Here is a 23,792-nt window from a genome sequence, read left to right on the forward strand (position 1 = left end):
TCCTTATTCGGCCGGCTGGGCGCCGACCGCACGGCGGCCCTTGCCACGATTGCTGCGGAAGAGGCTGGTCAGCCGCATGGCGCCCTCGACGATGCCGCCCGGCAGGAAGACCACGACCAGGACGAAGATGAGGCCGAGGGTCAGGTGCCAGCCTTCGCCGACGAAGTTGCTGGCGATGCCGACCACGGTTTCCTTCACGCTGTCAGGCAGGAAGGAGAAGACCTGGTTCAGCACATGCTCGTTGAAGGCAGAGAAGATGTTCTCGCAGTATTTGATCAGCCAGGCGCCGATGACCGGGCCGACCAGCGTGCCAACGCCGCCGAGGATGGTCATCAGGACGACTTCGCCCGATGCGGTCCACTGCATGCGCTCCGCGCCCGCCAGCGGGTCCGCCACGGCGAGAAGACCGCCGGCAAGACCGGCATACATGCCCGAGATCACGAAGGCCGCAAGCGCATAGGGCCGGGTCGAGAAGCCAATGTAGTTCATCCGGGTCTGGTTCGACTTGATGCCCTTGAGCATCATGCCGAAGGGCGAGCCGGCGATACGCTGCGACAGGAAGAAGGCCAGGATGAGAATGACCGCGCAGACGTAGAAGCCCGTGTAGCCGTTCATGTCGAGGCCGAGGAAGGTCGTCGTCGGCAGTCCCGATCCGGCTTCGGAGAACATCCGGTCGATGACGCGAGGATCGCGAAGCGACAGCTGCAGGCCAGTCTCGCCGTTGGTGATCGGTGTCAGCACCGAGTAGGCGAGATTGTAGCACATCTGCGCAAAGGCGAGCGTCAGGATGGAGAAGTAGATGCCCGAACGGCGCAGGCTGATGTATCCGATGGCGGCGGCGAAGGCCCCCGACACTGCGATGGCAAGAAGGACGGCTGGGATGCCCTCCATCGACAGCAGCTTGAAGGACCAGACCGCCGTGTAGGACCCGACGCCGAGGAAAGCGGCATGGCCGAAGCTGAGGTAGCCGGTCAGGCCGAACAGGATGTTGAAGCCGATCGCGAAGATCGCATAGATGCAAAGTCGCTGCAGCAGGTCCGGATAGGAGGCCCCGATCGGATCGAGCCAGATCGGCATCGTCAGCACGACCAGCGAGAAGATGCCGAGGAGGGTCAGATCCTTGGCGCTGAACTGGGAATTGAGCGTCATGGCCTCAGCCCTCCATCACGCCGCGCCGGCCAAGCAGGCCGCGGGGGCGCACCAGCAGCACGATGACGGCCACCAGATAGATCACGATATGGTCGATGCCCGGCAGGAGCGTCTTCACCTCGTTCATGGAGGCGAAGCTCTGCAGGATGCCGAGCAGGAAACCCGCCAGCACGGCGCCGGGCAGGGAGCCCATGCCGCCGACGACGACCACGACGAAGGAGAGCACCAGGAATTCCATTCCGAGGTTGAAGCTCGGCGGCAGAAGCGGCGTGTACATCACGCCCGCGACACCGGCGACGACGGCGGCGAGGCCGAACATGGCCGTGAACCGGCGGCCGATGTTGATGCCGAGCAGGCCCACCGTCTCGCGGTCCGCCATGCCGGCACGCACGACCATGCCGAAGGTGGTGAACTGCAGGAAGGCGAAGACGAGGCCGATCACGCCGAGCGAGAAGAGGAGATAGAGCAGCCGCCACCAGGGATAGATGACGACGCCGGGCGTCATGCCGAAAAAGGCACCGACATCGGCCGCTCCGCGCCAGGCATCCGGCATCGGCTGCGGCAGCGGATTGGCGCCGAAGATGGCCTTGATGACTTCCTGCAGAACGATGGCAAGGCCGAAGGTGACCAGAATTTGTTCCGCATGCGGGCGCTTGTAGAAGTGCTTGATCAGTCCGCGCTCCATCGCCACGCCCACGATCAGCATCACCGGGATCGCCAGCAGGATCGCGACCGGCACCGAATAGTCGATCAGCACGTTGCCGAAATCGCCGAAAATGGCGTGGATATAGGGCTCGCGAACTTCGAGCGGCGTGCCCCATGGGGTCGTTTCCGTGGCGCTGAGCGTGATTTTCTCCAGCGTCAGCAGCTTCTGCAGCGTCACCGCGCAGAACGCGCCGAGCATGAAGAGCGCGCCGTGAGCGAAGTTCACGACGCCGAGCGTGCCGAAGACGAGCGTCAGGCCAAGGGCGATCAGCGCATAGGCCCCGCCCTTGTCGAGCCCGTTCAGGAGTTGCAGGAAGATCTGGTCCAGCATGCGTCGAATCCTTGGTGGAAAGGGCGCGAAAAGGTGCCTGGCGGGACACCGCGTCCGATCTCGGACAGGTTCTTGTTGCTTGGCGCTCCGGGCGCACCGTTTTGGTGAGGCGCGGGCGCTTTTTAAGCCGCAATGGCGTGTCCGGCGCGGGACTGGCGCGCCGGACCGTTTGTCATCGCAATCAGCAGGGCTTGGCGTCAGCCGGGCCGAGATCGCCGCCGAAGATCGACGGGTCGTATTCGACCTGGGCGCGCGGCACGACTTCCACGACTTCCAGAAGGTCGAACTTGGACGTCGGCTCCTTCTTGCCCTGCACGACCAGCACGTCCTTGAAGCACTGGTGGTCGGCGGCGCGGTATTCGGTCGGTCCGTTGCCGAGGCCGTCGAACTGGAAGCCTTCCAGCGCCTTGATCACTTCCGGCGGGAAGAAGGTGCCGGCCATCTCGCAGGCGTTGGCATAGAGCAGCGCCTGGACGTAGCAGGTCTGGGCCGCCTGGGACGGCGGGAAGCCGTATTCGGAGCCGAAGGACTTCACGAAGGCCTTGGAGCCGTCGTCCTGCAGCGACCAGTGCCAGTTGGTGGTGCCGAGGATGCCCTTGATGGCATCGCCCGCGCCCTGTGCCATCAGGCGCGAGAACAGCGGCACGACGACCTGGAACTGCTTGCCGTTGACCTGCTTGTCGAGGAGACCGAACTGCACCGCCTGGGTCAGCGAGTTGACCATGTCGGCGCCGTAGTGGTTGAGGATCAGGACGTCCGCGCCCGAGTTCAGCACTGGCGTCAGATACTGCGAGAAGTCGCCGGCGCCGAGCGGCGTGCGGACGGCCGCGACAGTCTGCCAGCCGAGCTTCTCGGTGGCGTTCTTGATCGATTCTTCCTGCGTCCAGCCCCAGGTGTAGTCGGCGGTCAGGTGATAGGCGCGCCGGTCGTTGCCATAAGCCTTGGACAGTACGGGCGCCAGCGCCTGGCCGGACATGTAGGCATTGAAGAAATGGCGGAAGCCGTAGCGCTTCTTGTCCTTGCCGGTGGTGTCGTTGGAGTGGGTGAGGCCGGCCATGAAGATGATGCCCATCTCCTGGCAAAGGCCTTGCACGGCAACAGCCACGCCCGAGGACGAGCCGCCGGTGATCATGATGGCGCCGTCGCGCTCGACCATGCGCTTGGCGCTGTCGCGGGCCGCGTCGGACTTGGTCTGCGTGTCGCCGGTCACATAGGCGACCTTCTTGCCCAGAATGCCGTTGCCCTTCAGCGCGCTGCCCTTGAAGGTGCTGAGCATGCCGCCGTCGCCCTCGCCATTGAGGTGCTTGACCGCGAGCTGGTAGGCACGCAGTTCGTCGGCGCCCTCGGCCGCGTAGGCGCCCGTCTGCGGTACGTTGAAGCCGAAGGTGACGGTGTCACCCTTGGGATCGTTGCAGAATTCGGCAGCCCAGGCGCCCTTGGTGAACATCAGCGGCGCGGCGCCGAAACCGACGAGCCCGGCGCCGGTGGTGGTCAGCAGCTTGCGGCGGCTGAAGCCATTCTTGCTATCATTCATCCTTGTTTCCTCCGCGGCGATCGCCCCGTCTTGAGACGCGGGTGCATTTCGCCAGTCGTTGACCTTAAGGCAGGGTCTCCAGAAAGGGCCCGGATGCGGCACATATTGAAATGCGGCGGCAACGCGAGCGCCCACGGGCGGAGCGGCAAAGGCCGAATTCCACCCGGCAGCTCCACCCCAGCATTATTCGCCATACTGAAAATGATCGCAATAGAGCATTGTAATTTCTGTAGAAATTTGTAAATCTATAGACTAATATCGTTTTAGATTTGTCAATGTCTTGACAAGGCCGCGACGTGCCCAGGCGCTCTCGCGCGCCGCAGGGGAGTGGGGATCATGCGGGCGCCGGTGGGCATTCGGCTGCGTAGCCGACGGAAATCAATGGGGCTTTCCCAAGCGGCCCTGGCACGCGAGGCGGGTATCTCGCCGAGCTATCTCAACCTGATCGAGGCGGGGCGGCGCGATGTCGGTGGCGCCCTTCTGATCCGGCTTGCGAGCCGTCTCGACCTTGCGATCGACGAACTCACCGGCGCGCGCGACCAGCGTCTGCTGCAGGATCTGGCCGAGGCGGCCGCCGATCCGCTGATCGGCGACCTCGATCTCGATTCGGATCGCACGCAGGAACTGGCGGCGAGTTTTCCCGATGCCGCCAAAGCGCTCGCCCGTCTGCACCGGGCTTATCAGGAGGCCTCGGCCAGCGCCGATGCCTTTGCCAACCGGCTGCGCGCCGACCCGCTTTTTGCCGAACTCCTGCACCAGATTCTGAGCCAGATCACCGCCGTGCGATCCGGTACGGAGATTCTGTCCGACGTTCCCGATCTCAGCCCCGAGGAGCGCAGCCGCTTTCTCGGCAACATCGCCCGCGAGGCGAGGGCCATGTCGGACGTCGCGCGGACCCTGATCGGCGAATTCGACCGGGATCGCGGCCGTCACCGGTCCCTGTCGCCGGCCCGCGAACTCGACGAACTGATCGTCGAGGAACGCAATCACTTTCCCACGCTCGAGGCGGTCGCGGACGATCTCCGGCGACAGGTGGCGCGCTTCGGGCCGATTGGCGAGGCGGGGCTTGAAGGCGCCCTTGAGCAGCAGTTCGGCATCACCGTCAGCCGCGGCGGGCCGCCTCCCGGTGGCGGTAGCCGCAAGGACCGGCAGGGAACCGGCCAGTATCACTACGACTCGGCGGAAAAACTGCTCTGGTTTCGCGGCTCCGCGACGGTGGCAACACGCCAGTTCCAGATGACGCGCCTCTATTGCGAACTGGCCGCGTCCGATGCGATCGCCAGGGTCGGTGACGATGTGCGCCTGACGAGCCCCGACGCCCGGCGTCTCGCACGGCGGGCCATGGCCTCCTATCTCGCCGGCGCCTTCCTGTTGCCCTACGGGCGCTTCCTGACGGACGCGGAGGAAAACCGCTACGACATCGACTTTCTGGCGCAGGCCTATTCGGCAAGCTTCGAGCAGGTCGCGCATCGGCTGGTGACCCTGCGCCGCAAGGGCGAAGAGGGCATTCCCTTCGGCTTTCTGCGCTCCGATCCGGCCGGGCGGCTGACCAAGCATTTTCCGTTGCCGGGGCTGCTACTGCCAAACTCCGGTCATGCCTGTCCGCTCTGGGCGATCTATGGCGCCTTCCGCAAGCCCGGCGAGCCCGTGCGCCAGATCGTCCGCTTTGCAGATGGTTCCCGCTACCTCTTCATCGCCAAGACGGTCTCCAAGCGCCTTGCGACCTATCGCGAGCAGCCGTTCCATCTCTCCGTCATGCTGGCCTGCGACATCCTCCACGCGGATCGCACCATCTACGCGGCGGGCCTCGATCTCGACGATCTCAGCGCCGACGTCGCGGTCGGCCCATCCTGCCGGCTCTGCATCCGCCGCGACTGCGAGCACCGGCAGGAGGAGCCGCTGGCTGGAGGTCGCGGCGAGGGGGCGTTGCACGAGCCCTTCGTCGGGACTTAAGGACGACGCCGGCCGCTGCCGCCGCCATGCTGGTCCGGACGGTCCACGGAGAGCGGTCTCTACGGAAGAACCCGGTGGGAGAGCATGCCGCGTTGACGAACTGCGACCAATGACTGGATCTCTGCGAACTTGTGAGAAATCCGGCTTTGCTGTCTATAGTAGGCGCGGAGACCTGAACTCCGGTTCAGCCTGATCTTTGGGTGAAGGCTGGAGCGAAGACATCTTTCGGGAACAGAGCGCGCCGGCGCCGGCCCGAAGGACAAAAGACAGGTCAGGGGAGGGCAACGTGGCGGTGGATGTTCTGATCGCCGAGGATGAACCGGCCATCATGGAGTCGCTCGACTTCATTCTGCGCCGGGCGGGGTATTCGATTCACACGGTCGGTGACGGCGATGCCGCGCTGCAGGCAATTCGCCAGCAGGATCCGCGTCTCGTCGTGCTCGATGTCATGCTGCCGCGCCGAAGCGGCTTTGAGGTGCTGAAGGCGATCCGCGCAGACAGGCAAACCCGTGCCTTGCCCGTTCTGATGCTGACGGCCAAGGGCCAGGCGCAGGACCGGCGCACCGCCGAGGAACTGGGCGCCAACGCCTTCGTGACCAAACCCTACGCCAACGCCGACGTCGTCGAGGCGGTGAGGCGCATCCTGGCAAGCGCCGAGGTGGGCCGTGTCTCCTGAGCGCCGGCTTGCCGGTCTCGCCCTGCTGCTGCCGGCCTTTGGCGCGTTGCTCCTGACGCGCCCGCTGATTGACATCTTCGATGCCAAGGCGCGTCTCTTCGGCTTGCCGAGAGTGGTCGTCTACCTGTTCGGCGTCTGGCTTGTCCTGATCGTATTGGCATACCTGTTCTCGCGCCTGCTGCCGAAGGATGGTGAGGACCGGCCGCCGGACAGGACCGGCAGAGGGGCGGGAGGCGGCTGATGCTGCCCTTCAACCTGGTGCTGCTGACGTCGGTTGGTTATGTCGGCCTGCTCTTCCTGCTTGCCTTTTTCTCCGATCGCTATTCGCGCGCGGGCGGGACCGGTTTCCTCTCGTCGCCGCTCGTCTATACTCTGTCGATCTCGGTCTACTGCACGAGTTGGACCTTCTACGGCGCCGTCGGGTCGGCCGCGCGCGGCGGGCTGGAATTCCTGGCGATCTATCTCGGCCCGACGCTCGTCTTCATCGGCTGGTGGTTCATCCTGAGAAAGCTCGTGCGGGTCGGCCGCAGCCGCCGCATCACGTCGATCGCCGACCTCCTGTCCTCGCGCTTCGGCAAGTCGGGACCGCTTGCCGCCCTCGTCACGCTCATCGCCGTCATCGGCACGACGCCCTATATCGCGCTGCAGCTTCAGGCGATCACGTCGTCCATCCAGGTGATCACGTCCACGGGCAGCGGCCTCGGCCCGCTGCGGGCCGACGACGGGACGCTGGCGCTCGTTGTCGCCATCGGCATGGCCGTCTTCACGATCCTCTTCGGCACGCGCAACATCGACGCCAACGAGCAGCACCATGGCGTCGTCGCCGCCATCGCCTTCGAGGCCGTCGTCAAGATGCTTGCCCTTCTCGCGGTCGGCATCTTCGTCGTCTTCGGCGTTGGCGGCGGCTTCGGCTCCATTATCGCCGCAGCCGAGGCGCACGGGGTCGCCATTCCCGACAGCAGCAATTTCGGCTCGCGCTGGGTCTCGATCCTCGTGCTGTCGGCCGCCGCCGTTCTCTGCCTGCCGCGCCAGTTCCAGATCACGGTTGTGGAGAATTCCAACGAAGGTCATCTGCGGACCGCCGGCTGGGCCTTCCCGACCTATCTTTTCCTGATCAGCATCTTCACGCTGCCGATTGCCCTCCACGGGCTGACCGTGTTGCCGGAAGGCTCCAATCCGGACATGTTCGTGCTGACGCTGCCGCTTGCGGAAGGGCAGAAGCTGCTGGCGCTCTTTGCCTTCATCGGCGGTTTTTCCAGCGCGACGTCGATGATCATCGTCGCGACCATCGCGCTCTCGATCATGGTCTCCAACCACCTCGTGATGCCCATCGCACTGATGCGGTCCGACCGGATGGGGCTCGGCGAGGGCAGGGACGTCACCCGTTTCCTGCTCTCAAGCCGCCGCATCTCCATCGCGGTCATCCTCTTCCTTGGCTTTCTCTATTTCTGGCACACGGGAAAATCCGATGCGCTCGCCGCCATCGGCCTCATTGCCTTTGCCGGCGTCGCGCAGATCCTCCCTTCGATGCTCGCCGCGCTTTACTGGCGCGATGCCACCGTCAAGGGAGCCTTCGCCGCCACGCTGACCGGCGCGGTCGTCTGGGGCTGGACGCTCTTCCTGCCGAGCTTTTCGACCGCCAGCGCCGACGTCGCCCGCCTCGTCGCCTTTGGGCCGTGGGGCCTCGAATTGCTCCGCCCGCAGGCGCTCTTCGGGCTCGATGGCCTCGATCCGCTCGTCCATTCGGTGTTCTGGAGTCTTTTTCTCAATACCCTCGTCCTGATCGTCGGCTCGATTTTGAGCCAGCAAAGCCCCATGGAGCGAATTCAGGCGGCGCTGTTCGTTGACGTTTTTCGTCGGTCTGCCGGAGACGACGCGCATCTGCTCCGGGGGTCGGCGACGGTCAACGATCTCTTCTTCGTCGCCCAGCGGGTGTTGGGCCCGACGCGGGCTTACGCGCTCTTTCACGAGACCGACCGCCAGCTCGGTATCCAGAAGCGGATCGCCGAGCCGACGCCGGAGTTTATCGGCCGGCTGGAGCGCGAACTCTCCGGCTCGATTGGCGCGACCTCCGCCCACGTCATGCTGTCGAAGGTGGTCTCGGGCAGCGAGGTGTCGCTGGAAGAGGTCATGAAGATCGCCGGCGAGACGCGGCAGGTGATCGAGTATTCCCAGGAACTGGAACGCACCTCGGACGAATTGCGCCGCACCGCCGACGAACTGGCGCTCGCCAACTCGCGCCTGCGCGAACTCGACAGCCAGAAGGACGAGTTCCTCAGCCAGGTCAGCCACGAGGTCCGCACGCCGATGACCTCGATCCGCTCCTTCTCCGAGATCCTGCTCTCCCATCAGGACATCGCGGAGGACGAGCGCTCGCGCTTTCTCGGCACGATCCATCAGGAAAGCCTGCGGCTCACGAAGCTGCTCGATGAAATTCTCGACCTTGGCGCGATGGAGCGGGGCGAGCGGACTTTCGAATTGGAGCGGACGGACGTCGAGGCAACGCTCGACCGCGCCTTCGACGTCTGTTCCGCCATGGCACGCCGGCATGGCATGGCGCTGGAAAGAGGCGACCGACAGTCCGGCGTCTTCGTCATGGCCGAGCCCGACCGGCTGGCGCAGGTCTTCATCAACCTCATCAGCAATGCGATCAAATACAACGATGCCGAAAAGCCCTTCGTCCGGGTGACGTCGCGCCTGCGCGACGGCGTCTATCAGGTCGACGTGGCGGACAATGGTCCGGGCATCGCGCCGCAGGACCGGGCCCGCATCTTCGAGAAATTCGTGCGTGGCCGGCGCGGGTCCGGGCGCGACGAGTCGGGCTCGGGCCTTGGCCTTGCCATTTCCGTCGAGCTGGTCTCGCGCATGAACGGCACCCTCGAACTCGTCGACCGTCCTCCGCCGGGCGCCACCTTCCGCCTCACGTTGCGACTCGCCTGACAGGGGCCGTCCTGCTATCGCTCGTTCGGATAGTCGTCGGAACGGTGGTCGGACAATGGATTTGCGCAGCGAGGATGGAACCGGGATCGTGAACCCCAGGGTGCTTGCCACCGACGCGCCTCCGATTCCCGCCTCGCAAGCCTGGCTTGCCGCCTATGACGGCGGTCTTGGGCCGATCATCAACCTGTCGCAGGCCGTTCCCTCCGACCCGCCGCCCAAGCTGCTGCTCGATCGGCTCGAAAGGGAGGCGGCAAGGCCGGTCACGGCGACCTACGGCCCGATCACCGGCAACGAGGACTTGCGCAGGGCTCTCGTCGGCGAGGTTTCGGACATCTACCGGGCCGATCCATCGTCCCGGCCGGACGTGACGGATGCGGCGATCACGGCGGGCTGCAATCAGGCCTTCTTCGCTTCGATCATCGCGCTTGCCGGGGCCGGCGACGAAGTGATCCTGCCGGCTCCCTGGTACTTCAACCACAAGATGACGCTCGACATGCTCGGCATCGTCGCGGTGCCGTTGCCCTGCCACGCCGGGAACGGCTTTGTGCCGGAAGTTGAGGCCGCGAGGGAACTGGTCAGTGAGCGCACCCGCGCCATCGTTCTGGTGACGCCGAACAATCCGACCGGCGCAATCTATCCGGCCGAGACGATCGAAGCCTTCCGGACGCTCTGCACCGAAACCGGGATTGCGCTCGTCATCGACGAGACCTATCGCGACTTCCTGCCCTCAGGGCATGGCGCACCGCATCGCCTGTTCGAGACGGCCGACTGGCGCCGGAATGTGATCCAGCTCTACAGCTTCTCCAAGGCTTTCGGCATTCCCGGTCACCGGCTGGGGGCGCTCGTCGCGGACCGTCAATTCGTCCAGCAGGTCGCCAAGGTGCTCGACTGCATCCAGATTTGCCCGCCAAGGGCGGCGCAGTTCGCGGTCGCGGGCTGCATGGCGGACCTGAAGACCACGCGGGCGGAAAACCGTGACAGGATCGCCGCACGGGCGCAGGTTTTCAGCGACATTATGGCCGGCGTCAACGACTGGACGGTGTCGTCCATCGGCGCCTATTTCGCCTTCGTCCGCCATCCCTTCGATCTGCCGGCCGAGCAGGTCGCGGCCGCGCTGGCAACGCAGACGGGCCTCCTGTGCCTGCCCGGAAGCTGGTTCGGTCCCGGGCAGGAGGATCACCTGCGCTTTGCCTTCGCCAATGTCGACGATGCGCAGTTGCAGGGCGTTCCGCAGCGGCTGGCGGCGCTCAGGCTCTGAAGCATGTCGCGCAAAAGTGGGAACCGGTTTTGCGGGAACGACATGCGATAAGGCATCGGCCAAACGACGCCGAGCTTCGGCATAGAGGCATTCAGGCCCTCAGAGCGGCGACCGGCGGCTGGCGATAGGCGAGCAGCGCCGGAACGAGCGCCATCGCACCGCAGACAACCAGCAGCAGGCCGACCGCGTTGAGGTCGGCCACCGTGATCTCGATCGGCAGGATGATGCCGCTTTTTGATGAAAAAGCGTTGGCGATCATCCGGGCGGCCGCATAGCCGATCCCGAGACCGGCGAGGACGCCAAGACCGACAAGCAGGAAGATCTCGATCCAGACGATGCCGAAGACGGATGCGCGCGGTGCGCCGAAGGCCCTGAGGGCACCGATCTGACGCCGGCGCTGCGCGACATGCACGACGCTGACGAGCAGGATGGCGGCCGCCACGAGAAGCTGCGCGCCGCCCGCGACGAGAGACAGGATCATGCGGGCGTCGCCGAGCGTTGCGTAGAGGCGCGTCAGCACCTCGGCCGGAAAGACGGCGACGGTGCCGTTGCCACGATAGTCTTGCCGGAGCTTGTAGGCGTCGGCGATGGTCTTCGGCTTCACGACGATTGCCGGCACGCCGGGCTCGCCATGCTCATCATGTTCCGCCTCGGGCTGGCTGCCAGCCTCCGCCGCTTGATCGGCGTTGGCATCATCATCATGGTGCAGGCCGTGGACGGCCCAGACAGCCTCGATGGGAACGAGAATGGCGCGGTCCCAAGGAGAGCCGAGCGGAGAAAGGCGGCCGACGACATGATAGTCGATCGTGGCATGAGCCTCGCCATGCGCGTCCGCGCCGTGCATCGGATGGAATTCCGCACCGGGTTCGAGCCCCACGAGGGCCCCCGCAACGGCATCGAATTCCTTCGAAAAGCCGGTGCCTTCGGTGATCGTGCCCATGTTGGCGAGAAAATCCGGGGTGACGCCGACGACCGGATAGCCGTTGTAATTGTCGCCGAAGCCGATCGGCGACGCCCAGGCAACGCGCGGGTCGGCCTTCAGCGTGTCCAGCGTCTCGCCGGGCATGAGCGGCAGGGGTGCTGCCTGCAGGAAGACGGACGAGAGGACGAGTTGCGTCTCGCTGCCGGGCGCACCGATGACAAGGTCGAAGGGCTCCGCCGCGCGGGCGCTGCCAAGCCGAAGGCCTCGCTCCTGCAACGTGACGGCAACGCCGAGCGCGGTCGCCAGCGCGACGAGGAGAACCACGACGAGGCTCCCGGCCCAAAGGCGTTTCAAATCGGCGGCGATAAAGCGGATCATGCGGCAAGCTCCCGCCGGTCGGTGACAGGATGACCGCTGACGAGCCTGAGAACGCTGTCCATCCGCTCCACGAGACGGGCGTCGTGGCTCACGACGATGAGCGTTGCCTGTTCCTCGCGGGCAAGTTCAAGCAGCAGGTCTGCGACCGCGGCCCCGTTGTCCTCGTCGAGGCTGGCGGTCGGCTCGTCGGCGATGAGAACGCCCGGACGGGCGAGGAGGGCGCGCGCCACGGCAACCCGCTGCATCTGGCCGCGCGACATCGTCTCGATGGACTGGCGGGGTCGCTCGATGCCGACACGGGCCAGAAGGTCGGCGGCGCGCTGCGGCAGGGCCGGATCGAGGCGGAAATGCGCGAGCCGCTGCGGCAGGAGCACGTTGTCGAGAGCCGAAAGGCCCGGGAACAGATGGAAATCCTGCATCACGAGGCCGATGTTGCGCGCACGCCAGCGGTCGCGCCCGCTCTCGGATAGGCCCGAAAGGTCCGTATCGCCCCAGAGGACCGAACCGATCCGGATCGCTTCAAGACCGGTGATGATGTTGACGAAGGTCGTCTTGCCGGAGCCCGAGGGACCGGTGATCGCAAGCCGGCTGCCGGGGGCGACCGAGAGGTCGTCGATGCGCAGCGCCGGCGCGTCGAGGCCGGGATAGGTGACGCTGAGGTTCTTGATCGCGAGCGGCAACATGGATCAGGCGGCTCCGAATTCGGCTTCGACGATGCGCAGCCGGCTGAGGAAGCCGGTCTCCGGATCGGTCCAGGACCCGACCTCGAGCTTGCCGGAAACCTCGATCTTCGCGTTCGCCTGCTCGAAGGTCTGGGCGCGGTTGAGATAGACGACGACGATATTGTCCGGCCAGTCCGCGTCGGACGAGCAGAACGGGCAGAGCGCCATCGGGATTTCGGAGAGCACGAAGAAATCCGCCTCGGCCTTGAGCGGCGGCGCCATGAAGCCCTGCATCGTGACCGGCTTGCCGTTGTTGCCCTTGACCTTGTCGGAGAATTCCAGGCCGAGGACGGAATAGGAGCTGTAGAGGTCGTCGAAGGTGAGGGCGGTTGCCGCGAATGCCGGGCGGAGCGGGAGAAGCATGGACGCTGCCGCAAGCAGCACCGAGCGGCGGTCCGGCATCGGCCTTTTGTTTCCTCCGGTCATGGTCCGCGCAGGCGGACCATCCACGAGAGCTGCTTGCGATGAATGTTTCCGGAGCATGCCGAAATCCTCTCGAATTCAAGAAACCAGGCGCAGCGGCATGGGCAATTGTTTTCGTGGATGGTCCGCCTGCGCGGACCATGACAAGACTGCAAGGCCATAGGATCAAAAAAAGAAGAGGATCCCGGTGATTTCGCACCGGGATCCAGTCTGACGCAAGAACGCTTCTTGCTTACATCTTCACGTCGGGAGCGAGCGCGAAGGCATCGGCCAGAACGCGGTAGACGTCGCTCTGCTCCATGTAGCCCTTGAACTCGTCCGCGCCCGGGCCGGTCGCCTGGAGGACGACGTCGTCGACCGTGTGGGCCGCCGTGTCGCCGCTGCGCGGAATGTTGCCGACGCGCAGGACCGCGCCAGGAACGTCCTTGTAGGCTTCGTTGGCGACATAGTTGCCGTCGGCATCCTTCACGGCCGGCTCGAACGGGCCATCCATCTTCGGACGGAAGGTCTCGTAGTAGTCGGGGAAGTTGCCGGAGAACATCGCGAGGCGACGCGAAACGTCGATCTTGTCCGGGTAACCGTCGCCATTCGCGTCGGTGTAGTTCGGGAAGCCGGCGTCGTCGTAGATGCCAACCTTCTCGCGCATGTCGTTGCCGGGCTTTTCGTCATCGATGGTGCCGACGATCGAAACGCCATGAGTATGGTCGCCGGTGACGACGATGAGCGTGTCGGGATGGGTCTTGGCGAACTCTTTCGCAACGCCGACCGCCTGGTCCATCTCGATGGTGTCGACGACCGCGCGGTCCCAGTCCATCGGGTGGGACATCTTGTCGACCGAGGCGGCCTCGATCATCAGGAAGAAGCCTTCCGGGTTCTTCGAGAGCTGGTCGATGGCGGTCTTGGTCAGGTCCACGAGGCCGGGCTGGTTCGGGAACTTCTCGACCGTGCCCTTCTTGAGGAACAGGCGGTCAAGCGCGACGTCCATGTTGCCCGTGTGGAAGAGGCCGAGCAGCTTGTCCTCGTTGCCGGCGCCGGCCGACGCGAGTTCTTCCTTGCTGGTGACGACCTTGTAGCCGGCCTTCTGGAACTCGTCGATGTAGTTGTGGTCGTCCTTGCGCTTGGAGCCGGGAATGTCCTTGCCAAGGAAATAGGCCGAGCCGCCGCCGAGGATGACGTCCGGCTTGGTGTCGAGGAACATGCCGGCGATCGCGGCCTTCTCGCCGCGCTTGCGGGTGTGGGCGATGACGGCCGCCGGGGTGGCGTCCTCGATCTCGGCGGTGGAGACGACGCCGATCGACTTCTTGGTCGTGCGGCGCAGGGCTTCGGCGATCGTCTCGACCTTCGGATCGTCCATGGCGTCCTTGGTGCGGTCGGCGTAGACGCCGAGGGCATTCACGCGCGACTTGTGGCCGGTCATGTAGGCCGACATGGTGTTGGCGCTGTCGGTGGCGATCGAATGGGTCGACGACGTGCCGATGAAGGCCATGTGGTCGAGATCGTCCATGTTGAGGCGGCCGTCGGCCTTACCCTCGGTCATGCCCTTGGACATGATGCGGGCCGCCGTGCGGTGGGCGACCGAAAGGCCGTCGCCGACGATGAAGATGATGTTCTTCGCCTTGGGCTCGGCCGGAGTGGCGTAGACGTCCCAGGTGACGGACTTGACGTCGTCGCCGGCCTTCGCCTCGATCGTGTAGCTGCCGGCTTCCTTGACGACCACGTCGCGGGCGATCACGGCCGAGGCATCGACATCGCCGTCCTTGGCGTTGAAGGTCAGGTCCTTGCCGATCACGTCCTTGGCAGGCTTGCCGTTGATGGTGATGGTGACGTCTTCCGGCTTGACGGTGGCGTCGAACTCGACCTTGAAGTCAAAGGGCGAGTCCGCCAGGATCGTGGCGCGATCAAGCGGATAAACGGTCGCGGCGTGGGCCGCGCCGGCGAGGCAGGTGGTCGCCACGAGGGCGGCAGTCAGAAGGCGCATTGGTCTCTCCCCGTTTCAGGAATGCCAAAGCGGCTTAGGGCTGCTGCATGTCAGTGCGATGAAGCTTCCATGACGATTGTCGGAATTCGCCGTCAGGAAGCGTCAGGGCGGCCTCGGCGAAGGGCCGCGCCGCCAACTGGCGCTCTTGCCTAACCGGATTTTGGTCGAGCGAGCCGGCGAAGGTTCGAGGATGTGTGCGTGCGCAGGGATTTGACCGCGGCGCCGACGACCCGCTCGGGCGATGCCCCGGTGATCGCGGCGCTTCCGGCCGCCATTGCCGCCTGGGCGAAGGCCGGCGGCTTTTCGGAAATCATGCGCCTCGCCTCGCCCGCAGGCATCTGCCACATGCCGGCGAAGCTGGCGAGGCGCAGGCCGATGACCATCTGCGACTCAAAGGCGAGACGGGCGACGTCGAGGTTGCTCTGCCAGTAGGTGTGGAAAGGAAGCGGAGTGAAGACCTTGTATGCACGGTTCTTCATGGGATTGTGGCTCCAGCGCCGGGCGCATCGGTCGGCGGATGTCGGCGAGCGGCCAGCCACCCTCAACGCGGCGCACGCCGTTTGGTTGCAAAGTCTGACAACCAAACGGCGGAGCCATGGCGGGACCCGCCGCAGATCGACCTGATGGACGGCGGCTCCCGGAACGTCAAAGTCCCATGCAGAGATATTTGATCTCCAGATAGTCCTCGATGCCGTATTTCGAGCCTTCGCGGCCAAGGCCCGACTGTTTGACACCACCGAAGGGGGCCTCGGCCGTGGAAATCAGCCCGGTGTTGATGCCGACGATGCCGTATTCCAGCTTCTCGGCCACCCGCCAGACGCGGCCGATGTCGCGCGAGTAGAAATAGGAGGCGAGGCCGAATTCGGTGTCGTTGGCAAGGCGGATGACGTCGGCCTCCGTCTCGAACCTGATCAGAGGGGCGAGCGGTCCGAAGGTCTCCTCCCGCGAGACGATCATCTCCGGCGTCACGTCGACGACGACAGCCGGGGACATGAAGTTGCCGCCAAGCGACTCGCCACCGGTCAGAACCCTGGCGCCCTTGGCCTTGGCGTCGTCGAGGTGCTCGTTGACTTTCTTCACCGCCTTTTCGTCGATCAGCGGACCGAGCGCCACGCCTTCGTCGAAGCCATTGCCCGTCTTCAGTTGGGAGACCGCCGCCACCAGCTTTTCGGCGAATTCGTCGTAGACCTTGGCCTGGACGTAAATGCGGTTGGCGCAGACGCAGGTCTGGCCGTTGTTGCGGAACTTGGCGATGATCGCGCCTTCCACCGCCTTGTCGATCTCCGCGTCGTCGAAGACGATGAAGGGTGCGTTGCCGCCTAGCTCCAGCGAGAGCTTCTTGATCGTGTCCGCGCTCTGGCGCATCAGCAGCCGGCCGATCTGGGTGGAGCCGGTGAAGGTCAGCTTCTGGACGATCTCGCTGGAGGTCATCACGCCGCCGATGGTGGCCGCGTCTCCGGTCACGACGTTGAGGACGCCCGGCGGCAGGCCGGCTTCCTCTGCCAGCACCGCCATCGCCAGCATCGAGTAGGGTGTCTGGGCCGCCGGCTTGCAGACCATGGTGCAGCCCGCCGCAAGCGCCGGACCGGCCTTGCGCGCCAGCATGGCGTTCGGGAAGTTCCACGGCGTGATCGCGGCGACAACGCCGATCGGCTGCTTGATCGTTACGATCCGCTTGTCGCCCCACGGCGAGGGAATGGTGTCGCCGTAGACGCGCCGGGCCTCCTCGGCGAACCACTCGATGAAGCTTGCGCCATAGGCGACCTCGCCTTTGGCTTCGGCCAGCGGCTTGCCCTGTTCAGCAGTCATGATGCGGCCGAGGTCGTCCTGGTGGGCCATCATGAGGTCGGCCCAGCGCTTCAGGATCGTCGCACGCTCCTTGGCGCTGCGTCCGGCCCAGTCGGGAAAGGCCGCGGCGGCCGCATCGATCGCGCGCTCGGTTTCGGCCGCGCCCATGCGCGGCATGGTGCCGAGGACCTCGTCGGTTGCCGGATCGGTGACATTCTCCGTCTGGCCGCTGTCCGCATCGACCCAGGCGCCTCCAATGAAGGCCTGCTGGCGAAAGAGGTCCGGCTTTTTCAGATGCTTGATCATGACACGTCTCGTTCTGCTGCGTCGTCTGTAGCGGGTTGGCGGAACGGATCACGGCCCGCCGCGAACTTCAAGTGCCCATGCACGGGAAGTACAGCCGTCAGCGCTCCGGCCAACGCCGTCATACGCATTTCTGTCTATGGCGATTGCGCTGCGAAGACGGTCGTTCGACAGCAACTCCCGCCTAACGTGCCGACATCCTCCCTGAAAGAGCCGGCCGTCATGGTCCGGCAAGACGGGAGGATCCCCCTTCCATGAAGCGTGGGATGCGGCAACCTCGCCGGCGCAGGCCGGGCGACAAGTTCAAGGCAGGTCCATATGACGAATACCAGACGGCTGGGTTATTCGGGGCTTCAGATTTTCCTTCACTGGTCCATCGCGGCCTGTGTGCTGTTCCAGTTGATCTTCGGCGAGAGCATGACCGAACTGGTCGACGCCCATGAAGAAGGCGAGGCGGTCGGCGCCAACGATCAATTGATGGGATCGCTGCACTACTGGGTTGGCATCGCGATTCTTGTGCTGGTCGGGCTGCGTATCATTCTGCGTCTCAGCCGTGGGGCTCCAGAGCCGTCCGGCGCCAGCGGGCCGCAGGTTCTGCTCGCCAAGCTGGCGCATCTCGCCTTCTACGTCCTTCTCGTTCTCGCTCCGGTCCTCGGCCTTGCCGCCTATTATCTCGGCGATCCCTGGGGCGACATCCACACGCTGGTAAAGCCGGCCTTCATTGTGCTCATCGCTCTCCATGTGGCTGGTGCCCTCTTTCATCAGTTCTGGCTGCGTGATGGAACGCTGACGCGCATGACTCGCGCCGGATAAAGAGAAGGTAAAGTATAAATTGAGCGGACAGCCGAAAGAATGATTTCGGTTGTCCGTATTTTATTTGTAACTACATGGAAATAATAAGTAAAAATCATCAATTTAACAATTTATTCATGAACGAAGACCATATGGGTATTTGCAGTCAAAAGGGAGATCTGCAATGTCCATATCATCCGTATCCTCTTCGGCGACCATGGCCGCCACGCTGAAGGCCCAGTTCCAGTCGCAGGCGGCATCAACATCCAACAAGGTCGATGCCGACGGCGACTTCGATGGTGATGTTTCCGACACCCCCCAAGCCGCCCTCGCGGAAGGCGTCGGACAGCTCGTCGACGAAACGGCCTGAAGCCGTCGGCCTTTGCGGTCGGCGGGTGGCGACACCGCGCGGGGAGGCGGGATCGACAAATCCCGCAATACGCTCGGTGCCGGCTGTCCGCCGGCCGCGTCCGGGCTGCAGGAAAATTCGGCGTCCGGGGAGTGGCCTAGCCTCTGTCCCGCATGCTACAGGCAGGAGTTGGTTCCAAGGGCACCTGAGTGGCGCCTTGGCAGTCTCTGGCCCGTTACAGCTTCGGAATTACGTTTGTCACCGCTTCACCTTCTTCTGGTTGCCCTTGGCGGAGCGATCGGCGCCACCGGTCGCCATCTGCTCGGCATCGCCGTCATGCGACTCGTCGGGCCGGGCTTTCCCTGGGGAACCTTTGCCGCCAACGTCATCGGCTCCTTTGTCATGGGCGCCTTCATCGAGCTCTGGGCCCTGAAATTCGGCGGCGCGCAGCCAATCCGCCTCTTCGTCGCCGTCGGCATGCTCGGCGGTTTCACGACCTTTTCTTCCTTTTCGCTCGACGCGGTGACACTCTACGAGCGCGGTGCGATGCTGCCGGCCGCCGGCTATGTGCTGGGGTCGGTCGTCGCCTCGCTCGCCGCGTTGTTTGCCGGCCTTGCCATTGTGAGGGCCCTAGCATGAGTACGCCGGTCATGAAGGTCGAGATGGTGACGGTTGGCAAAGACGAGGCCGGCATGCGCCTCGACCGCTGGTTCAAGGAGCACTATCCCGGTCTTGGCTTCGGTCATCTGCAGAAGCTGCTGCGCTCCGGCCAGGTCCGTCTCGATGGCGGCCGGGTCAAGGCGGACAATCGCGTCCAGCCGGGCCAGGTGGTGCGCGTTCCGCCGCTGAACACCGGCGATGGCGGTCCGGCGATGTTCGATGCGTCCGGCGCGCCGATGGCACGTCCGAAGCAGGTCGCCTCGGCCAACGAGGCCGACTATCTGCGTTCCTTGCTTCTCTACGAGGACGAACATGTCTTCGTCTTCAACAAGCCCGCCGGTCTTGCCGTCCAGGGCGGTTCGGGCATGACGCGGCATATCGACGGCATGCTGGAGGCCCTGCGCGACAGGAAGGGCGTCAAGCCGCGCCTCGTCCACCGGCTCGACCGCGAGACGTCCGGCTGCCTGCTCGTCGCGCGCACCCGTCTCGCCGCCTCGACGCTGGCCCGAACCTTCCAGACCCGCTCGGCGCGCAAGATCTATTGGGCGCTCGTCTATTCGGTGCCGAAGCCGCGGCAGGGCAAGATTTCCTCCTATCTCAAGAAAGAGGCGACACCCGACGGCGAGATGATGCGTGTGGCGCGTCACGGCGAGAAGGATGCTCAGCACGCGGTGACCTATTATTCGACCGTCGAGGCGGTGGCGCAGAAATTTGCCTGGCTGACGCTGAAGCCGGTCACGGGACGTACCCACCAGCTTCGCGTCCACCTGCAGTCGATCGGCCATCCGATCATCGGCGATCCGCGCTATTTCGACATCGAGAACTATGAATTTCCCGGCGGCATTCAGAACCGCCTGCATCTGCTTGCCCGCCGTCTGACAATTCCGCACCCGGCCGGCGGTGGATCGATCGACGTGACGGCGCCCCTGCCGCCCCACATGCTGCAAAGCTGGAACAGCTTTGGCCTTGATATCGAGGACCTCGACAAGGCCGATCCCAAGTTCCCGGAAGATTGATCAAGAATGTTTGAGCGCCGGTGGGTGCGACGCTATGTCGTGCCCGCCCATGCAGGCGTTGCACCGGAAACCCGACGGCGTTACTCATCTCACCAGTCTGCGTCTGGCGCGTGTCTCGCAAGCGTCCAGCAGATCAAAACGCAGCGGAGTACGGACATCGGTCCAAGGAGGATACCAGCCATGAAAACCCTTTTCGCAGCTCTTGTGGCCGGTCTTGTGGCGTTTATGCCCATGACCGCCTCGGCGCACGGTCCGACTCGTCAGAAGGTCACCGAAACCGTCGAGATCAATGCGCCCGCCGACAAGGTCTGGGCTGTGGTCAGCAATTTTCAGGACATGAGCTGGCATCCGGCCGTCGAGAAGACGGAAGGCGAGGGCGGCAGCGAGATCGGCGCGACCCGCAAGCTGACGCTGAAGGGCGGCGGCGTGCTGGAAGAAGGTCTGGAGAAATTCGACGCCGCCAAGATGATGCTCTTCTACCGTCTCGAAAAGGACGACGTGGCGGTGCTGCCCGTGACCAACTATTCCTCGCGTATCACCGTGAAGGATCTCGGTGGCGACAAGTCCGAGGTGACCTGGTGGGGCGCCTTCTACCGCGGCTATCCGAACAACGACCCGCCGCCGGAACTGAACGACGAGGCGGCCATCAACGCCGTGACCGGCGTCTACAAGTCCGGTCTCGAGGCGCTGAAGGCGAAGATCGAAAGCGGCAGCTGATCGTGGCCGCCTTGGTGTTCCGGAAGGCGGGCCTCTGGCTCGCCTTCTTCGTTTTCGGCCTTGCCGCCGCTGCCGGCGCCCGGGCCGATGAAGCCTTCGTGACCAACCAGTTGTCCGAAACCGTTTCCGTCGTCGATCTCGATAGTTTCGAAGTGGTGGCGACGATCCCGGTTGCGGGCAAACCGGCGGGCGTTGTCGTCTCGCACGACGGCTCGCGGGCCTATGTGACGAGCCCCGAGGGCCTCTTCTTCACGGTCATCGATACCGCCGCGCGCAAGGTGCTGAAGCAGGTGCCGCTCGAGCATGGCTATCTCGGCATCGAGATTTCCACCGACGACAAGCGGCTCTTCATCGCCGACTGGTTCCGCCACCGCATCACGGTCTTCGATACGGCGAGCCTGGAGCGGATCGCCGACATCCCCGTCGGTGACTCGCCCTCCGGCATGTGGGCGACGGCCGACGGCACCCGGCTTCTCACCTGCGATCGCGACAGCAACCAGATCTCCGTGATCGACCTTGCGACCCTCAAAGTTGTGGGCACCGCAAAGGTGGGTGAGCGTCCCTTCGCGGTGACGGCGACGAAAGACGGCAAGCGCGCCTTCGTCGCCAACGTGAAGACCAACGACGTGTCGGTCGTCGATCTGGAGACGCTCAAGGAGATCAAGCGGATTCCGGTCGGCGACACGCCCTATGGCGTCGCGATCACGGAAGGGCACGGCTTCGTCACCGACCAGCACGCGGGCGAGATCACGATCTTCGACGTGAAGACGCTGGAGCCGGTCGATACGCTCGACGTCGACGGCTTCCCCGAAGGGATTGCCACAAGCCTCGACGGCACCAAGGTCTACGTCGCCAACTGGGACCTCGATACGCTCTCCGAGATCGATGCGGAGAGCCACAAGGTGCTGCGGGAGGTGGATGTCGACGACGGCACCCGCGCCTTTGGGCAGTTCATCCGCAAGGTGGATTGAGGGCTGCTGTTCCCCGGAACAGGCGGAGGGCCGGAGCATCCTGCCGGCCTTCCGGGCGTGAAAAATGGCACGAATCCGGCAATTGGCTGTCCATCTGCCTTCAGCGCATAGCAACAAATCCCGATGGGGGATCTTTTCCGGTTTTACGTATTGATTCGAGCGCCACGCTGCGCTGAGATGAATTCGCGGCGGGTTGCTTAAGGCATTTGGGCGAAAGTTCGTGTTTAAGGAAGGGCGCCGAAGAACCCTGCTTCGGCGCCTCTTTCCCTTCTGCCCTTGCCCGGTGCCCTGCGATCCCGCCGGCGGGATTTTTCACCATGACGGTTCGCACTCTTCCCCTGCTTGTGCGTTTTCTGGCCCGGCACGCCCTCATCGGCTTCGGCATTGCCATCGCTTTCGTGACGACCATCCTGATGCTCGACATTGGCGGCCTCGGCGCGCTCGTGACCTCCTCGCCGTCCGGCTGCCTCGCCGCTGTCGTCCTGACCTTTGCGATCGGCCTGACCTTTTCCAGCGTCCAGATGGGCTTCGCCATCATGTTCCTGGCCGACAAGGACTGACCCTCGGCGCGGCCACCGGTGCTTGCCTGACCGTCTTTCGGCCGACTCGACGCGCGGAAAAACGTTGTCTATTGAGATCGCGTCAGGATGCGCGACGACGGTGAATTGCCTATATTCGCCGTCATTCCCGCAGCATCTCGACAGACGGATCGGTCAGGCTCTTGAAACTTGTTCTCTTTGATTGCGACGGCACGCTGGTGGACAGTCAGCACATGATCGTCGGCTCCATGACATCGGCCTTCGCGCTCTGCGGCTACGCGGCGCCCGCGCGCGAGGCCGTGCTCGGCATCGTCGGCCTGTCGTTGCCCATTGCCATCGGCCGTCTTGCGCCACACCTCGACGAGCCCGGAGTCTCGGCTCTGGTCGATGCCTACAAGGCCGCATTTCACCAGTCCCGTATCGACGGCGTCGTCGAACCGCTCTATCCCGGCTGCCTTGAGGCGATCGTGGCCCTCGCGGCGCGCGAGGACGTACTGCTCGGCGTTGCGACCGGCAAGTCGCGCCGTGGCCTGACGGCGGTGCTCGGCAGCCACGGCCTGGAGAAGCATTTCGCCGTGCTCAAGACCGCCGACGATGCCCCGTCCAAGCCGCATCCGGCGATGGTCATCGATGCGATGGCCGAGATGGGCGTGGACCCCGAGGACACGGTCGTCATCGGCGACACCGCCTTCGACATGGAGATGGCCCGGTCCGCCGGCACGCGCGCCGTCGGTGTGACGTGGGGCTATCACGACGCGACGAGCCTCCAGCACGCCGGTGCCCATGCGATCGTCGACAGTTATGCGGATCTGATGCCCGAACTCGACCGCTTCCTTGTCCGGGAGGCCGCGCAATGAAGGACGTCTTCGAGGATCTGGTGACTGGTGAGGATTTTGATCCGGTTCGCAAGGCGCAGGAAAAATCCCGCCGCGAACTGCCGAAGCGCTTCTACATGGACGTGACGGTCGCAGAACTGGACGGTCTTTTCGCCATTCATCTCGATGGGCGGCCGATCCGCACGCCCGGCCGCAGGATCGTCGGCGTGCCGCATCGCCCGGCCGCCGACACCATGGCCGCCGAGTGGGCCGCGCAGGGCACGCACATCAATCCGGCAACGATGCCGGTGACGCGTCTCGTCCATTCCGCCATAGACGGGGTGGCCAACGCCGTCGAGGCGGTGGCCGAGGACGCGGCCAAATATGCCGGGACCGATCTGCTCTGTTACCGCGCCGAAGGCCCCGACGGTCTTGTCGCGCGCCAGAGCGCGCACTGGGATCCGGTCGTCAAATGGGCGGAGGGCCGCTTCGGCCTCACCTTCAGGCTGGCCGGCGGCGTCATGCCGGTCGCGCAGGACGAGAAGGTCGTCCCGGCGGTTCTGGCGGCCATTCCGCGCGATCCCTTTCTTCTTTCGGCGACGCATCAGTTCACTACCATCACAGGGTCGGTGTTGCTGGCGCTCGCCATCGTCGAAGGTCGGCTCGGCTTCGAGGAGGCCTTCGCGGCGTCCAACGTCGATGAGGACTGGAACACCGAGCAATGGGGCACGGACGCCGAGGCCGTCAGCCGGCGTGCGTGGCGTTCGGACGAGATGAAGGCCGCCGCCATTCTCACCCAAAGGTAGGGCAGGGTGCGGCACGAAGGTGCCTTGCCGGTGGCCGGCGGGGCGGCTAAGCCGATTGAAACAGCGG

23 protein-coding genes are annotated in these 23,792 nt (G+C 64.7%); 14 read left to right on the forward strand and 9 right to left on the reverse strand.

Annotated elements, in window-relative coordinates; all coding sequences use genetic code 11:
* Positions 1–3: 3 nt before the first annotated feature.
* From HDIA_RS09585 to HDIA_RS09595, 3 genes are all read right to left on the reverse strand, one after another.
* Complete coding sequence (locus HDIA_RS09585; protein ID WP_099555962.1) at positions 4–1,149, reverse strand: branched-chain amino acid ABC transporter permease; 1,146 nt, start codon at positions 1,147–1,149, stop codon at positions 4–6.
* Positions 1,150–1,153: 4 nt separating this feature from the next.
* Complete coding sequence (locus tag HDIA_RS09590; RefSeq protein WP_099558808.1) at positions 1,154–2,182, reverse strand: branched-chain amino acid ABC transporter permease; 1,029 nt, start codon at positions 2,180–2,182, stop codon at positions 1,154–1,156.
* 184 nt (positions 2,183–2,366) lie between these two features.
* Positions 2,367–3,719 (reverse strand): substrate-binding protein, encoded by a 1,353-nt coding sequence (locus tag HDIA_RS09595; protein ID WP_099555963.1) that lies wholly within the window; start codon positions 3,717–3,719, stop codon positions 2,367–2,369.
* Positions 3,720–4,055: 336 nt separating this feature from the next.
* Between HDIA_RS09595 and HDIA_RS09600 the strand changes: the two genes are divergently transcribed.
* The 5 genes from HDIA_RS09600 to HDIA_RS09620 all read left to right on the forward strand — a co-directional run bounded on the left by HDIA_RS09600 (position 4,056) and on the right by HDIA_RS09620 (position 10,546).
* Positions 4,056–5,672: a helix-turn-helix domain-containing protein gene (locus tag HDIA_RS09600; RefSeq protein ID WP_099555964.1), complete on the forward strand. Its 1,617-nt coding sequence runs from the start codon at positions 4,056–4,058 to the stop codon at positions 5,670–5,672.
* Positions 5,673–5,958: 286 nt separating this feature from the next.
* Positions 5,959–6,348, forward strand: coding sequence for a response regulator transcription factor (locus tag HDIA_RS09605; RefSeq protein ID WP_099555965.1), 390 nt, complete (start codon positions 5,959–5,961; stop codon positions 6,346–6,348).
* Positions 6,338–6,589 (forward strand): hypothetical protein, encoded by a 252-nt coding sequence (locus HDIA_RS09610; protein WP_099555966.1) that lies wholly within the window; start codon positions 6,338–6,340, stop codon positions 6,587–6,589. The genes HDIA_RS09605 and HDIA_RS09610 overlap by 11 nt, the downstream gene beginning before the upstream one ends.
* The gene (locus HDIA_RS09615; protein WP_099555967.1) at positions 6,589–9,288 is read left to right on the forward strand and encodes a sensor histidine kinase; all 2,700 of its coding nucleotides are present in this window, start codon (positions 6,589–6,591) and stop codon (positions 9,286–9,288) included. The genes HDIA_RS09610 and HDIA_RS09615 overlap by 1 nt, the downstream gene beginning before the upstream one ends.
* Before the next feature lie 55 nt (positions 9,289–9,343).
* Positions 9,344–10,546 (forward strand): aminotransferase, encoded by a 1,203-nt coding sequence (locus HDIA_RS09620; protein WP_099555968.1) that lies wholly within the window; start codon positions 9,344–9,346, stop codon positions 10,544–10,546.
* Positions 10,547–10,637: 91 nt separating this feature from the next.
* Here the strand turns inward: HDIA_RS09620 and HDIA_RS09625 are convergent, their stop codons facing one another.
* The 6 genes from HDIA_RS09625 to HDIA_RS09650 form a co-directional block, all read right to left on the reverse strand.
* A complete protein-coding gene (locus HDIA_RS09625) occupies positions 10,638–11,846 on the reverse strand; it encodes an ABC transporter permease (protein WP_099555969.1) in 1,209 nt (402 codons plus the stop codon).
* On the reverse strand, positions 11,843–12,529 hold the full coding sequence (locus HDIA_RS09630; protein WP_099555970.1) for an ABC transporter ATP-binding protein: 687 nt from the start codon (positions 12,527–12,529) through the stop codon (positions 11,843–11,845). The genes HDIA_RS09625 and HDIA_RS09630 overlap by 4 nt, the downstream gene beginning before the upstream one ends.
* Before the next feature lie 3 nt (positions 12,530–12,532).
* Positions 12,533–12,970 carry a hypothetical protein gene (locus tag HDIA_RS09635; RefSeq protein ID WP_099555971.1) on the reverse strand — a complete coding sequence of 146 codons (438 nt, stop codon included), beginning with the start codon at positions 12,968–12,970 and terminating at the stop codon, positions 12,533–12,535.
* A gap of 253 nt (positions 12,971–13,223) precedes the next feature.
* The gene (locus tag HDIA_RS09640; RefSeq protein ID WP_099555972.1) at positions 13,224–14,969 is read right to left on the reverse strand and encodes an alkaline phosphatase; all 1,746 of its coding nucleotides are present in this window, start codon (positions 14,967–14,969) and stop codon (positions 13,224–13,226) included.
* Positions 14,970–15,118: 149 nt separating this feature from the next.
* A complete protein-coding gene (locus HDIA_RS09645; protein ID WP_099555973.1) occupies positions 15,119–15,448 on the reverse strand; it encodes an antifreeze protein in 330 nt (109 codons plus the stop codon).
* A 166-nt stretch (positions 15,449–15,614) separates the two neighbouring features.
* Positions 15,615–17,063: an NAD-dependent succinate-semialdehyde dehydrogenase gene (locus HDIA_RS09650; RefSeq protein ID WP_099555974.1), complete on the reverse strand. Its 1,449-nt coding sequence runs from the start codon at positions 17,061–17,063 to the stop codon at positions 15,615–15,617.
* Positions 17,064–17,378: 315 nt separating this feature from the next.
* On the opposite strand from HDIA_RS09650, the gene HDIA_RS09655 reads away from it, so the two are divergent.
* The 9 genes from HDIA_RS09655 (at position 17,379) to HDIA_RS09690 (ending at position 23,725) form a co-directional block, all read left to right on the forward strand.
* Positions 17,379–17,873 carry a cytochrome b gene (locus HDIA_RS09655; RefSeq protein ID WP_099555975.1) on the forward strand — a complete coding sequence of 165 codons (495 nt, stop codon included), beginning with the start codon at positions 17,379–17,381 and terminating at the stop codon, positions 17,871–17,873.
* Positions 17,874–18,036: 163 nt separating this feature from the next.
* On the forward strand, positions 18,037–18,222 hold the full coding sequence (locus HDIA_RS25275) for a hypothetical protein (RefSeq protein ID WP_157775455.1): 186 nt from the start codon (positions 18,037–18,039) through the stop codon (positions 18,220–18,222).
* Positions 18,223–18,456: 234 nt separating this feature from the next.
* The gene (crcB, locus tag HDIA_RS09660; RefSeq protein WP_099555976.1) at positions 18,457–18,840 is read left to right on the forward strand and encodes a fluoride efflux transporter CrcB; all 384 of its coding nucleotides are present in this window, start codon (positions 18,457–18,459) and stop codon (positions 18,838–18,840) included.
* Positions 18,837–19,877, forward strand: a complete 1,041-nt coding sequence (locus HDIA_RS09665; protein ID WP_245884222.1) for an RluA family pseudouridine synthase — start codon at positions 18,837–18,839, stop codon at positions 19,875–19,877. The genes crcB and HDIA_RS09665 overlap by 4 nt, the downstream gene beginning before the upstream one ends.
* Positions 19,878–20,057: 180 nt before the next feature.
* On the forward strand, positions 20,058–20,594 hold the full coding sequence (locus tag HDIA_RS09670; protein WP_099555977.1) for an SRPBCC family protein: 537 nt from the start codon (positions 20,058–20,060) through the stop codon (positions 20,592–20,594).
* Between the two features lie 2 nt (positions 20,595–20,596).
* Positions 20,597–21,565: a YVTN family beta-propeller repeat protein gene (locus tag HDIA_RS09675; RefSeq protein WP_245884223.1), complete on the forward strand. Its 969-nt coding sequence runs from the start codon at positions 20,597–20,599 to the stop codon at positions 21,563–21,565.
* A gap of 317 nt (positions 21,566–21,882) precedes the next feature.
* On the forward strand, positions 21,883–22,125 hold the full coding sequence (locus HDIA_RS09680; protein ID WP_099555978.1) for a hypothetical protein: 243 nt from the start codon (positions 21,883–21,885) through the stop codon (positions 22,123–22,125).
* 161 nt (positions 22,126–22,286) lie between these two features.
* A complete protein-coding gene (locus HDIA_RS09685; protein ID WP_099555979.1) occupies positions 22,287–22,961 on the forward strand; it encodes an HAD-IA family hydrolase in 675 nt (224 codons plus the stop codon).
* A complete protein-coding gene (locus HDIA_RS09690) occupies positions 22,958–23,725 on the forward strand; it encodes an ATP12 family chaperone protein (protein WP_099555980.1) in 768 nt (255 codons plus the stop codon). The genes HDIA_RS09685 and HDIA_RS09690 overlap by 4 nt, the downstream gene beginning before the upstream one ends.
* Positions 23,726–23,792: the final 67 nt, after the last annotated feature.

The sequence above is a fragment of the Hartmannibacter diazotrophicus genome (assembly GCF_900231165.1).
Classification (GTDB): Bacteria; Pseudomonadota; Alphaproteobacteria; order Rhizobiales; family Pleomorphomonadaceae; genus Hartmannibacter; species Hartmannibacter diazotrophicus.

Coding starts and splice junctions, on each gene's coding strand:
- HDIA_RS09585 (WP_099555962.1), bottom strand. CDS start 1,149: ATGACGCTCAATTCCCAGTTCAGCGCCAAGGATCTGACCCTCCTCGGC.
- HDIA_RS09595 (WP_099555963.1), bottom strand. CDS start 3,719: ATGAATGATAGCAAGAATGGCTTCAGCCGCCGCAAGCTGCTGACCACC.
- HDIA_RS09600 (WP_099555964.1), top strand. CDS start 4,056: ATGCGGGCGCCGGTGGGCATTCGGCTGCGTAGCCGACGGAAATCAATG.
- HDIA_RS09615 (WP_099555967.1), top strand. CDS start 6,589: ATGCTGCCCTTCAACCTGGTGCTGCTGACGTCGGTTGGTTATGTCGGC.
- HDIA_RS09620 (WP_099555968.1), top strand. CDS start 9,344: ATGGATTTGCGCAGCGAGGATGGAACCGGGATCGTGAACCCCAGGGTG.
- HDIA_RS09625 (WP_099555969.1), bottom strand. CDS start 11,846: ATGATCCGCTTTATCGCCGCCGATTTGAAACGCCTTTGGGCCGGGAGC.
- HDIA_RS09630 (WP_099555970.1), bottom strand. CDS start 12,529: ATGTTGCCGCTCGCGATCAAGAACCTCAGCGTCACCTATCCCGGCCTC.
- HDIA_RS09635 (WP_099555971.1), bottom strand. CDS start 12,970: ATGCCGGACCGCCGCTCGGTGCTGCTTGCGGCAGCGTCCATGCTTCTC.
- HDIA_RS09640 (WP_099555972.1), bottom strand. CDS start 14,969: ATGCGCCTTCTGACTGCCGCCCTCGTGGCGACCACCTGCCTCGCCGGC.
- HDIA_RS09645 (WP_099555973.1), bottom strand. CDS start 15,448: ATGAAGAACCGTGCATACAAGGTCTTCACTCCGCTTCCTTTCCACACC.
- HDIA_RS09650 (WP_099555974.1), bottom strand. CDS start 17,063: ATGATCAAGCATCTGAAAAAGCCGGACCTCTTTCGCCAGCAGGCCTTC.
- HDIA_RS09655 (WP_099555975.1), top strand. CDS start 17,379: ATGACGAATACCAGACGGCTGGGTTATTCGGGGCTTCAGATTTTCCTT.
- HDIA_RS25275 (WP_157775455.1), top strand. CDS start 18,037: ATGTCCATATCATCCGTATCCTCTTCGGCGACCATGGCCGCCACGCTG.
- HDIA_RS09665 (WP_245884222.1), top strand. CDS start 18,837: ATGAGTACGCCGGTCATGAAGGTCGAGATGGTGACGGTTGGCAAAGAC.
- HDIA_RS09670 (WP_099555977.1), top strand. CDS start 20,058: ATGAAAACCCTTTTCGCAGCTCTTGTGGCCGGTCTTGTGGCGTTTATG.
- HDIA_RS09680 (WP_099555978.1), top strand. CDS start 21,883: ATGACGGTTCGCACTCTTCCCCTGCTTGTGCGTTTTCTGGCCCGGCAC.
- HDIA_RS09690 (WP_099555980.1), top strand. CDS start 22,958: ATGAAGGACGTCTTCGAGGATCTGGTGACTGGTGAGGATTTTGATCCG.